Here is an 11,777-nt window from a genome sequence, read left to right as displayed (position 1 = left end):
AGTACACGACTTTCCAGGGAAGGTGCTCTGAGACTTTTTTCTTTCTGTAAACTGATGACAGTATACAGAACAATCCAGAGACACGCAAGCTAATCATTATTACGCTATTTTAAGAGGTCAATAACAATACACTAACAATCATACAATTTTTTACCAACTCCTCCCATACCCCATAATAGATCCATAATCTACTAAATAGTTTCTCTGCCGTACTTGGTCGCTGGAGTTTCCTTCTATTGTGTACACTCGTCCACCTTCGCACTTTTCTACAATTCCTACGTGGTCCGATGTTCCATCGTGATCCCAATCGAAGAAAATAATCATTCCGGCTGATGGGGCTGTTCCACCGCTCTGCCATTTGTTCTTTCCCTGAAACCAGGTAACACCATCACTGCACAATGAGAACTTTGGAACATTCCCACTTGCTATCAGACCGCTTTGGTCCGCACACCAGCTCACAAAACAGGCACACCATTCTACCCGGCTGTCAAATCCATACCAGCTCCAGAACTTCTGACCGCCACTGTTTCCAAGCTGCCCCATTGCAACCGATACGATCTGCTGATTTCCAAACAAACCAGAAAACAGGCTGCCACCGGAATAATACCGCATCACATGGGGAACGTATTGGGGATCTCCGTAACTGCTCCATCCATGCGACGCTGCCTGTTGCTGTGAAAACTGCAGGGCATTGGCTTCTGTATAACCGCCTCTTTGCAATGCCCATCCTATGTATCCATTTCCATAGTTATATCCCTGCCATGCAAGTTTCAGCCTGTCCAGATCTTGTGGGGTGCTGCATCCTGCCTGACTGATACAGTCTGCGAATGTCCTGACTCCCACTTCGATGGAATACTCCGGCTCTGTAATAGAACCGGGACTGTGAGGGAATCTGGTATTGTATGGACTCTCCGAACACTGCATCGGATCTGTCCCCCTTCCCCCGGATTCCTGCATCATGATAGCCTGAATCGCAGATACATATTCCGGGATACCGTACTGGGAGGCATACCGCTGGATGACGGAAGTATACGCAAGCACTTCCTCACTTAAGGATTCAGAACTTTCCGAACCACTGCTAAACGCTGCCCCGGCAATGATTCCAGCGATCAGGATAAATACTACGAGAAATGCCATCCCTCCTGCGGCAAACCATTTTCCCTTTTCTCCCAGAGCGGCTGTTGCTTTTTGTATGGCTGCTGTAATCCCCTGCATAGAAAGCTTCGCCCCTTTTCCGGTCGTCTGAAGGACTGCTTCTCCGCTTTCTGCTGATGCTACTGCGGATTTTCTTGCCATCTGGACTGCTCTTGCTTTCTGCATCGCCTGCGCACCTTTTTCTACCTGCCATTTCTGCATGGGTGCCTGTGTTTTTATTTTCTCCTGAGACAGCCCGGATACTTTTACCACTTTCGGTGCTGCTTTTACCTGTCGTTTACTGTTCTCCTTGGCAATTGCTGCCTGTTCCGGTTTCACCTTAATTAATGTCTTTCCGGTTTCTGCACCCTGCCTCAGTGCATCTTCAGTGGCTTTTGCTTCTTCCTGTCTGCTTTTTCTTTCTTTTATCTTCCGGTAGGTTACCCCGGCAAGCTTTTTCCCACCTTGATATGTCGTTTTCCCTACCGTTTTTCCTGCCACACTCGCCGCCCTGTACTGTACGGATTCTATTTTTTCAGCACCATACTGTGTCAGGGATTCTGATTGGCTGCCAGTTTTTCCCTGTAGTTCCCTTGGCTTTTCTTTCGCTTCCAGTACTGTCTGACGAACCAGTTCTTTCGGAAGCCGGGTAGCCGGATTTCGAATCTTCGGATTCTTATCCCTTACCCGTTCCTTGATATCTCTCATCCGGTCACCCTCTTTCCGTATCTTTTACCTCATCGGGCTGTGTCCCGATGTTTCTTCTTTTCCTGCTGTTTCTGTAACTGTTCTACTTTTCGGATGGCTTCATTTACCAGTGGATGCTCATTGTAGTATGGCACAAGCTCCAACAGTTCCCTGTCTTTCGTAGATAGTGGCAACGGATATTCCAGATCCGAGAAAAAAGAGTCTGGATCATGGATGGAAAATTCAATTGCCGGACACATATTGCCAGATGTTTTACAATACTTCCTGTACTTTTTATATGCCTCTTCCAGTGAGTTACATTTTGTATATTCGCCCATTTCATGGAATTCGCCGCATTCTGCAGCGTAAAAGGTAATGGTGATCTCTTCTTTTTTCATTACGATTCTCCCGGTTTTGTTGTCATTAGTTTATAGAGTTCTGTATTCTTTGGAAACGTGTTCTCAAACGGAACGATATTCCCGGAACATCGGATCAGGCCACTGCCGACTGCCACGTTTGTGATATAAGACAGCTGGTTCTCCGAGATGTTCAAAAGGGCAGCCAGTTCTTCCCGGTCTGTACTTGCCTGATTCAGCAGGATCAGGAATTCACTGTTTGCAAGCATGAGTCTTGCCGTGTCGGATTTCAGAAGTTCCTCCACATTTTGCGTAAGCCCTGTCACGAATCCATTGTATTTACGGATTCTCTTATAAAGCCGGTAGAAGAAATTTGCACTGTATTCATAGCGGAATAACAGATAGAACTCATCCGCAAAGATCCATGTGGTTTTCCCTTCTTTCCAGTTCTGGATCACCCTGTTGAAAATGCTGTCTAAGGTAACCAGCATTCCAAGCGGCATCAGCTGTTCCCCCAGTTCTCGGATATCATAATCCATGATCCGATTCTTCTTGTTCACATTGGTCGGCTGTGCAAAGGTGTTCAGACTTCCATTGATAAAGAGTTCGGAGGAAAGTGCGAGCCCTCTTGCCTCTTCTTCCGGCTGTAGCATCAACTGCCGATACATATCTTTTAATGTCGGAACTTCCCCGGTATAACCACTTCGGATATAATCCCGGTACACATCTGCAGCACAGCGGTCCAGGATGGACTTTTCTTTTGCCGACAGATTTCCTGCCCCGACTAACTGTTCAAATACAGACAGGATGAACTCCGACTTTTCAATCAGTGGGTTCTTTTCATTTCCATAAGCTGCGTCCATATCCATTGCATTCAGATGGTTATCGGATGTTGCAGATACTTTTACGACCTGACCGCCCAGAGCCTCTACCAGTTTTGTAAATTCGGACTCCGGATCAAGGATCAGGATATCATCATCCGTAGCCAGTGCCAGATGCACGATCTCTTCTTTTGCCGAGAAACTCTTTCCCGAACCACTGACACCTAATCGGAAACTGTTTCCATTCATCAGTTTCTTCCGGTCGGCTACCAACAGATTCTTACTGACTGCATTCTGCCCGTAATAGATGCCGCCCGGCTGCAGGATTTCCTGCGTATGGAACGGGATCAAAACAGCCGTGGATTCGGTTGTCAGTGTCCGCAGGGCATTGATCTTACGAAGTCCATACGGGAGCACCGTATTCAGTCCGTCCACTTGCTGCCACTTGAGTGTCGCCATCTGGCACAGGTGCTTTCTTGCCACCGACAGAAGCAGTTCTGTATCAGAATCCAGCTGTTTTTTACTGTCTGCCAGATGTACCATCGTCAGAATTCCAAACATCATCCTTTGGTCTCTGGTTGTCAGATCATCCAGCATTTCTTTCGTTTCTTTCCTCTGCAGCTCCATATCGTATGGGACGATAGCTGAAAAGTTATTGTTTGCGTTCTGTCTTCTCTGCCAGTTGGTCACATTTGTTTCCACCCCAAGCAGACGGTTCTGGATTTCCCTTACCGCCTCATCTGTAGGGACTGGCAGGATGTCGATGGACAACATCAGATTCCGGCTGAAGTCACACAGTTCCGAGATCATGTCATCTTTCACATAACTGGCATAGTCCTGCATATACAGAACCCTTCCGTACCTGTCCCCGATTCGGAAATGGTCCCGCTCAAACTCCATCGAATCCGGACACATCCAGTCTTTGAAGCTTGTCCCCTTCTTGGCAAATTGTTTCAGGTCAAAAGGAAATGCCTGTGGGACATCTCCTTTGAAAAAGTCCCGGAAGATCTGGAGCCGGCTTTCTGCGTCCAGTCCTTCTGCTGTGGAGGACAGCTTTGCCAGATGTGTCACGATGTCTGTTCCGATACGTGCAAAGTAGGTCCTCGCTTCGTCAATGGATTTTTTATGCACACTGACGGTCAGATACCGTTCCTGATAGATGCTGTTATTCGTTCCTGTGATCTTGGAGAGGAGCATTTCGTTGTATTCTTCCCGGTAATGGTCCAGTCCGTCTCCCTTCATCGGAAGCAGGATCGACTTTTCAAATTCTTCCTTATTGATTCTTCGGTTATTAATGGTGATCTTGGCAGAAATGCCGGAATCCAGCGAGTTTAAGAGTTCCGAATAATCCAGAAACATCTCGGTCTTATTGTCTTTACTCGCAATGTAATAATTGATATCGGTAAAACGAAATGTTTTCGAAAACTTCGTTCCCTGTTGAAAGATTCCATCCGGCCAGATCCGCTGGATGGGAATCGCCTGTTGAACAGATCTTGGAACTTTGAACCGTTCCTTGTCCATCCGCAGTGCCTGACTTAAGGTTTTAATCAAGGGCATCACTCCTTCCCTTTTGTTTCTTTCCCTGTTTTGCTTCTGCTTTCCGCTCCCGTTCTTTTAAGATTTCTGCCCCATCCTTTTGGTTCTTTTCTCCCAGCGAGATGGTCTCCTGCATACAGGAATAATAGAGATCTTCCGACTGAAACACCAGTTTTTTCGGATACAGAAGTTCGGATTTGATCACTGCCCACAAAAACTGCTCGGCCGTCATCCCATGATATTTGAAGAACCCACAGGCAGCAAACGGAGCCGCCCCGATCACACACAGCCATCCGGTGACTTCCTGCCCGGTAATGTCACGCATCCCAAAGTAGATCCCGATTGCTGTAAGGATGGCAAGAACTGAACACACGCATTGCCGCAGGTCCAGTCCCATAAACATGGATTCCTGATAGTCCCGGATTTCTTTATTCATCTTGACTTCCATAACTTATCGCTCCTTTCCTCTGTTTTGCTTTTTCACTTTCTTTGGTTTCTCTTTTGGCAGTTCGATTCCCATCATTTTGCAATGTTCTGCAACGCCCTCCGGATCAAATTCTGCAAGCCTTGCAAGATCAAACGCCACTTTCTGATAAGTTCCATATCCAGACTTTGCTGTTTCATCTAATACTTTGCCAAGCTTATGCGCCTTAATAAAACGAAGCATATCTTTGGTAAAGTCTCCGGTTATATATGCTTCATTTGGCTCTAAAAAGGAAAATGGCAGGTTGATCGTTACATCTCCAAAATCTTCCCATTCTCCCTCTTTCCTGTGGCAAAGTCCTACATATAAATTTCCATTATTCCTGTAAGAGCTTACTCGAATCGCTACTTCCTCATGTCCATATTCCCAGTCGTATCCTAACGTCTTATTTGTATCCATCTTCTTAACCTCCAAGTCCCATCATTTCTCTTACGATTCGGTCAGATGCCTTGATTGCTCCGACCAGAACCAGTAAATTAAATACCAGTTCCCCTACATAGTTCCACACGATTGTAACTGCACTCAGCTCTGTACTCCCCACTGCCGGAGGGCTTGCGGCATAGGCGGAATAGATGATACATGCCAGTGCAATGATCGCCCCTTCCAGACACACACCCACATAAGAACGGATAAAGTTCTTTCCGATGGATTGTGTAGGTTCTCCTGCAAAAGAGGAGATCGGGATCGGGGCGATTGCGGTATACATATAGATCTTGAACATCCTGCCATACACCGTCAGGATCATGACAAACGACAGTACTGTGATCAGCAGACTGCCAAGCAGTGTCACGATCCATAACGGGATAGATTCCAGCATTCCCACACTTTCGATCTTATCTACGATCTCTGTTGGCAGTTCGGTCACGCTTCCTGCCATGCCGGAACCACTCATTACCGTGGTCACAATTCCCTGCACAATCGAAAACAGCGCCTGCATCAGCTCCATCCCATAGGTGATTGCCCCCTGCGCCAGTGCAAACCGGATAAATGCTTTTAATACGTGTTCCGGTTTCTTAAGATCCGTAAAACTCCCACAGGTTTTGATGATCCCGGCTGCGAAAAACAGCACCAGCAGTCCATAAGCGATGGCTGTCAGTGCATCATTGATATTGGTCATAATGCGCCAGATGCCGCCGCCTTTAAAAGTTGCCGGATTTTCGGTAAGCAGCGTCCACAGTTCTGCCATCTTTTCACTCCATGTGGATAGTGCCGAGTTCAGATTCTGTACAATCCAGTTATCACTCAAAAATTCTCACCTCCTTAGAAAATGGTTTTGAATACAGGAGCACCTTCCGGCACTCCTGCGGTTTCCTTCTATCTTTTTTCAGAGGCTTACGCCATGATCAGGTCCAGGATCTCTTTGGCGAACGTAATGATCACGCCTCCGGCCAGTGTCAGAAATCCATTTGCCCTCTGGCTTGGATCATGGCTTTTCAAGGACAGTCCTACCTGCACCACTCCAAATCCAAGCAGGATCAAGCCGATGGCACGGATCAGTGAGAAGATGAATGTAGACAGGTTATTGATCACCGACAGCGGATCTCCGGCTGCAAACACCGTGGTTGCCCCTACGGTTGCAATAAGAACCAGTGTCATATAAAGCCCCATCCATTTCTTCTGCTTTCTCCCCATCGGCATCGGGGTTGTCATTTTTTCCGTTGCATTCTTTTTTGTTCTATTTTTTTCTCCTGTGAGAAGTTTCTTCAATACACATCACTCCAATCCATCAAAAAACTGCTATTCACCAAGGATGTCCTCGGTAGACAGCAGTTCGTAATCGTCTAATCTGTTAATGTCAATCTTTAGGTCGTCGTGAGCCAGTGGTGTTTTCGCATAATCATAAGGCGATGCACCACCGTCCTCTGTGTATCTGAAATTCACATGCTTTTTTAAATCATATTTATCGTCCATGATCGGACGCTCCCCACGAATAAACAAAATCGCTTTGCGGTTATCTAAAAGCCGTATTTCATCCGGTGTTAAAAGTTCCCTTCCTGTCTGCTGATAATTCACCGAATAGCTGCCGCTACGCCCTTTTGTCTGTCCGTAGGTATTGGTATCCAATGTCTCTTTTCCCAATAATTCCGAGACATACTTATGTCCTTCTTTTGCATTTCCACCCAAATATAAAAATTCATCATGAGGTAAGGTTCAGCTTGTCCTTTACAGGACTTGCATCCCCTCCCTCCCAAACCGCACGTACACCTCTCGATGTATACGGCTTTCCGCTTATTATATTTGCGGTATTAAGAATGAATCAGTTTATGACATTCGGGGCATACCACAAGAGTTTTCCGTCTCCTTTTGCGCATAAGGAGCACCCACTCCGCGTTGCCCTTTAAATCTTTTAATTTCTTCACCTGATGGATTTCCAGATTTCTGCAATCCTTTCCACAAAGCTCACAGGTATGGCGTTCCACTCTCTGTTTCAGAGTATTGGTTTTAGCGTATTTTGAGAATTGCGGAAGTTCACTCACATTGTCAAACTTTGTAGCTGATTCTTTTCGCTTAAACCCGTCTCTGTAAAAGGTCGTAGTTTTCCTTCCTGCTTTGGTATCGTATGCGATTGTAAACAGTCCTCCAACACAATATCTGCGCTTAATTTCGTGAACATTTGTTTTGTACTTACAGGCAAATGTCTTGTACATACTGTACTTCATAAGATTAGCAAATCTGCCTATTTTAAAGGAATCATTCGCTATGGCATAGTAGTTGTACAGTCCACGTACTTCCGCATTATATCTTGCCAGAATTTCTATATCGCTTTGATTTACCAGTTTTCCCCTGTGTAGGGCTACAAATCTTTCTTTTCCGTTTTCGTTAATCTTGATTTTGATTGCATGATATTCCAATAACTTTCCCACCCATTTTTCTCTGGGTACAAGTAATTTCACCACTCCTGCATTGCTCCTGATTTTGTACCCTCCTGCGGATTTCTTTAAATCCTGACTTCTGGATACCGTAATGTCATAGCCTAAAAATCTGGCTCTGTCTCCTGTGTGTGTAACCTTAGTTTTGGTTTCGGACATTTCCAAATCCAGTTCTTCCCTGAGGAATCTGCCGACGTCAGCTTTAATCTGTTCTGCGTCCGCTTTGCTCCCAATTACTCCAATAATAAAATCATCAGCGTAACGGGTGTACTGAATCCGTTTATACGTCTCATCTAAAGGTTCGGTAGGAGTTAGTTGTCGTGCTTGCTTTTCAAGCATTTTCAAATGCTTATTGCGTTCCCCGCGTTCTTCTGGAGATAAATCCGCCCACTTCTTTTTGCCCATACATCTATAATAAGATGCCTTTTTGACAACTTTATTGTAGTCGGAGTTCATTTGTTTCTTCTTTCCTCGGTTATATTTCTGTGCGTATTCTTCCATAAATTTATCTAATTCGTGGAGATACACGTTTGCAAGTACTGGACTGACACCTGACCCCTGCGGTACACCGCTGTATGTCCGATTGTACGTCCATTGCTCCATATATCCTGCTTTTAGGAATTTCCAGATAAGTTGTAGGAACATTTCATCATCAATGCGTTTTCTCAGCAATCTGATGATTGTGTGGTGATTAAAACTGTCGAAGCAGGCGTGTATATCGCCCTCAACAAACCAGTTCGTTCCCGTAAAGGTTTTCTGAATCTGGTATAATGCTGTCTGACAGCTTTTGTTTGGTCTGAACCCATGAGATGTTTTCTTAAACACAGGCTCATAAATGCTTTCTAAAATCATTTTCACTACTTCCTGCACCAGTTTGTCATTGCCCGACTGGATTCCCAACGGGCGCTTTTTATTACTGTTTTTCTTAGCAATATATTCCCTGCGCGCAGGTTTTGGCAGGTAACTTTTATCTCGCATGGATTCAATAATCCTTTGGATTCTTTCGTCACTCATGCCATCAATGGTAGTTCCATCTGCACCGGCAGTCATACTGCCTGTGTTTGCATATATGTTTTTATATGCAAGCCAGTAGAACTCTGGATTGTACAGATTCCGATATAATCTCTGAAACCTGTAAGATTCATTCTTTGACTTTTCCGTCAAACTACTTAATACTTGGATTGGATTTCTCAATGCCTCTCGCACCGTCCTTTCATATCGTATTAGTAAATAAGCTGCTCCCCTTCGCCATGTGAACGTCATTAACGTCTCGAACTACTATGGGAGCTGTGTGACCATGCCCGTTACCGGGTTTAGGTCATCCCCAGTTAGTATTTATAGAATTAGCGTTTCGTGTTGTCGGCATCGACTTTCGCCATTTACCCGCTGTCTTGCGGTTGTCCTTCCATGAGTATCGCTTGCTTTCATAACTGCGAAATGAAACCAACATGGAATAGCATACGTTTCAATCCTTTTCGTATGCGGAGTGCGGATTCCCCCACTCTGGCTATCGTTCAGGCAGTTTAGCTTTATACCTCATACACGAATTTTTATTCTTGAATTTTCAGATACACAGGATTAGTACTTTATCATTCAGGCTCTCGTCTATTGACAAGAGCGACAACATGCTACACTCCCCTTCGGGTTTCCCCTCTCGGATAAGTTGTAGAATAATAGGTTGTGATTTTTCATCACTTGATACTTTCACCTACTGCTTGCTAAAGGCAGTATTCCATAAATACCACGCCGCCGAATTTATAATGCGCTGGCGACTTCTGGGCGCACGCAGTTACCGATAAGGCTCTCATAGGAGTCTTTGAACAACGCTTTCATCTGTGCGATGTTCTGGATGATGATACTGCAGGAGATCCCTCTGGAACGCATCGTAGCCAGTATCTTGTCAAAGTCATCCGGCAAGGCTACGTTTGGCCATTCATCCATAATGCAGTGTACCGGAATCGGAAGCCTTCCTCCGTACTTCCGGTCTGCCACATAATACAGTGTCTGAAACAGATTACTGTAAATCATGCCGACCAGATAATTCATACTGGTGTCCGCATCCGGAATACAGCAAAACAGTGCTACTTTTTTCTCCCCGATACTGTATAAATCCAGTTCGTCCGTACAGGTCAGGTTGGCGATCTGTTTCAGGTTAAAAGCTGCCAGACGGACACCAACCGAGATTAAAATCGACTTTGCAGTCTTTCCGGCCGCCTGCTTATAAATGGCATACTGCTTGACCGCAATACTCTCTGGGTCCCGCATCTCCAGTCTTTCAAACAAAATGTCCAATGGTGACTGGTAATCCTCATCATCTTCTTTGACCTGTGCGCTTCCAAGCATTTCCATGATCATCGGGAAGTTCTGTTCTTCCGGTGGAGCTTCATGCAGTAAATACAGCATAAGTGCCTGTAAAAGTGCAGTCTCGGACTTCTCCCAGAACGGGTCCGAGCTTTGTGCACCTTTCGGTGTCGTGTTGCGGATCAGGTTGTTAATTAGTTTCAGCACATCCTTGTCATCCCGGACATACGCAAACGGATTATAGCACCAGGAAGTTTCCGGATTGATCAGGTCGAACACCCGGACTTCATATCCATTCCGTTCCAGGACACCTCCTGTTTTGCGCAGAAGTTCCGCTTTCGGATCTGTGATCACCATCGAACAGTTGCACTGCATGATGTTCGGAATCGCATAGGTCCGGCTCTTTCCTGCCCCGGAACCTCCGACTACCAGCACATTTAAATTTCGTTTATGCTTATAGCCGTCCAGTCCCATGCGGAAATGCTGTGTCAGAAGCAGATTCTGGGTGTACTGTTTTTCGCAGTAACGTCTGCAGATTTCGGACACATTGCCCCATTTTGCGGAACCATGTTCCACGCCTCTTCTATAATTTCTTTTTTGGGATTCATAAATACCAATGCCTAAGAAATAGGCTGCTGTGAATATCAGAATACATTTGAACGTATACGGTGTATACGTGATAAAAAACGGCTGTTCGAGTTTTTCGCTCAGCGTTTCTAAGATTTGAATAAAATTCTTATCCGGTGTAATGGCACAAGCGGTAATCGCTGCCGCCCACCAGACAAATGGCAGAAAGACAAGATACAGAACCCAGTCCTGTTTTTTTGTACTTATCTCTGCAAGTCAGATTCTCTTTTCTTGCGTGGCTTTTCTTCTGGATGTCCCTGTCCTTCTTTCTTATGAAAGGAATCCACTCCCGGTATCAGTGAGAGACTTCTGCCGTTGTCCCAACTGATACCGAGCTGGCCTGCATCATCCACATACTGCACAGTTCCTTCCAGTCCCTGCGGCATACCCGCTTCTCCGTCCATCGAATCCAGACAGATTCTTGTTCCTGCCGGATACTGTTCTCTAAGTCTTGCCACTTTTTCTCTTGAATAAATGACCAATCAACCACTCCTTTCTCTACCAGAACATGTGTCTGGTGGTATTCGGTTTTGCGACCTGAAGGATGACTTTATCTATTCCGTCACTGTATCTTCCGGCTGCAAGATATTTACTTCTGAGTCTGTTCAGTGCCTTACGGATTTGCCTTTGTTCCCCTGCTGTAATCTGCAGCCGTTTCTGGGCGAGGTCGTATTCACTTACTTTTTTCAGAAGAGCTTTCGTTTCTTCCAAACATTCGTCCTGCTCACTCTGTGCCTGCAGCTCATCATTCAGTGCCACCACGAACATATTTTTCATAATGTTATCCATCTTCAAATAGTATTTTGTCATCTGGCTGACCTCCTTTTTTTGTTAGGTAGTGTCAAAAACTACCTGTTTTTATTGTTCTAAAATCCTTTAAAACCTTGATTTATCGGAGGTTTGCAAATAAAAAGAGCATTGACCTCCCTTTTTTGGTATAATGTCTTCGACCAAAAATCCA

At 45.3% G+C, this 11,777-nt stretch carries 11 protein-coding genes and 1 pseudogene; all 12 read right to left on the bottom strand.

Translation table 11 applies throughout. From position 1 onward, the window contains the following. Window positions 1-150 precede the first annotated feature (150 nt). Window positions 151-1,842, bottom strand: coding sequence for a lysozyme family protein (locus JQM82_RS12050; RefSeq protein ID WP_235250582.1), 1,692 nt, complete (start codon window positions 1,840-1,842; stop codon window positions 151-153). 29 nt (window positions 1,843-1,871) lie between these two features. Next, window positions 1,872-2,219, bottom strand: a complete 348-nt coding sequence (locus JQM82_RS12045; protein ID WP_235250581.1) for a hypothetical protein — start codon at window positions 2,217-2,219, stop codon at window positions 1,872-1,874. Then, the gene (locus tag JQM82_RS12040; protein ID WP_235250580.1) at window positions 2,219-4,555 is read right to left on the bottom strand and encodes a VirB4-like conjugal transfer ATPase, CD1110 family; all 2,337 of its coding nucleotides are present in this window, start codon (window positions 4,553-4,555) and stop codon (window positions 2,219-2,221) included. Before JQM82_RS12040 ends, JQM82_RS12045 begins: the two co-directional genes overlap by 1 nt. Further along, complete coding sequence (locus JQM82_RS12035) at window positions 4,542-4,982, bottom strand: PrgI family protein (protein WP_235250579.1); 441 nt, start codon at window positions 4,980-4,982, stop codon at window positions 4,542-4,544. Before JQM82_RS12035 ends, JQM82_RS12040 begins: the two co-directional genes overlap by 14 nt. Before the next feature lie 3 nt (window positions 4,983-4,985). Further along, window positions 4,986-5,417, bottom strand: a complete 432-nt coding sequence (locus JQM82_RS12030) for a DUF4313 domain-containing protein (RefSeq protein WP_235250578.1) — start codon at window positions 5,415-5,417, stop codon at window positions 4,986-4,988. Between the two features lie 4 nt (window positions 5,418-5,421). Then, window positions 5,422-6,264, bottom strand: coding sequence for a hypothetical protein (locus JQM82_RS12025; protein WP_235250577.1), 843 nt, complete (start codon window positions 6,262-6,264; stop codon window positions 5,422-5,424). An 86-nt stretch (window positions 6,265-6,350) separates the two neighbouring features. Beyond that, entirely contained in the window at window positions 6,351-6,668 is a 318-nt protein-coding gene (locus tag JQM82_RS12020) for a hypothetical protein (RefSeq protein WP_055155907.1), read from the bottom strand. Window positions 6,669-6,755: 87 nt separating this feature from the next. After that, window positions 6,756-7,157, bottom strand: a pseudogene (locus tag JQM82_RS12015) (type IV secretory system conjugative DNA transfer family protein); the annotation flags it as partial. Between the two features lie 107 nt (window positions 7,158-7,264). Continuing rightward, window positions 7,265-9,082 (bottom strand): reverse transcriptase/maturase family protein, encoded by a 1,818-nt coding sequence (locus tag JQM82_RS12010; protein ID WP_328284217.1) that lies wholly within the window; start codon window positions 9,080-9,082, stop codon window positions 7,265-7,267. Window positions 9,083-9,643: 561 nt separating this feature from the next. Further along, window positions 9,644-10,765: a VirD4-like conjugal transfer protein, CD1115 family gene (locus JQM82_RS12005; RefSeq protein ID WP_331472901.1), complete on the bottom strand. Its 1,122-nt coding sequence runs from the start codon at window positions 10,763-10,765 to the stop codon at window positions 9,644-9,646. A gap of 254 nt (window positions 10,766-11,019) precedes the next feature. Further along, the gene (locus tag JQM82_RS12000; protein ID WP_081020986.1) at window positions 11,020-11,274 is read right to left on the bottom strand and encodes a DUF4314 domain-containing protein; all 255 of its coding nucleotides are present in this window, start codon (window positions 11,272-11,274) and stop codon (window positions 11,020-11,022) included. Window positions 11,275-11,314: 40 nt separating this feature from the next. Further along, entirely contained in the window at window positions 11,315-11,626 is a 312-nt protein-coding gene (locus JQM82_RS11995; protein ID WP_235250576.1) for a hypothetical protein, read from the bottom strand. Between the last annotated feature and the right edge of the window lie 151 nt (window positions 11,627-11,777).

The sequence above is a fragment of the Faecalicatena contorta genome (assembly GCF_021531995.1).
Classification (GTDB): domain Bacteria; phylum Bacillota; class Clostridia; order Lachnospirales; family Lachnospiraceae; genus Dorea_A; species Dorea_A contorta_A.
This window is presented reverse-complemented; position numbering and strand designations above follow the sequence as displayed.

Coding starts and splice junctions, on each gene's coding strand:
- JQM82_RS12050 (WP_235250582.1), bottom strand. CDS start 1,842: ATGAGAGATATCAAGGAACGGGTAAGGGATAAGAATCCGAAGATTCGA.
- JQM82_RS12045 (WP_235250581.1), bottom strand. CDS start 2,219: ATGAAAAAAGAAGAGATCACCATTACCTTTTACGCTGCAGAATGCGGC.
- JQM82_RS12040 (WP_235250580.1), bottom strand. CDS start 4,555: ATGCCCTTGATTAAAACCTTAAGTCAGGCACTGCGGATGGACAAGGAA.
- JQM82_RS12035 (WP_235250579.1), bottom strand. CDS start 4,982: ATGGAAGTCAAGATGAATAAAGAAATCCGGGACTATCAGGAATCCATG.
- JQM82_RS12030 (WP_235250578.1), bottom strand. CDS start 5,417: ATGGATACAAATAAGACGTTAGGATACGACTGGGAATATGGACATGAG.
- JQM82_RS12020 (WP_055155907.1), bottom strand. CDS start 6,668: ATGACAACCCCGATGCCGATGGGGAGAAAGCAGAAGAAATGGATGGGG.
- JQM82_RS11995 (WP_235250576.1), bottom strand. CDS start 11,626: ATGACAAAATACTATTTGAAGATGGATAACATTATGAAAAATATGTTC.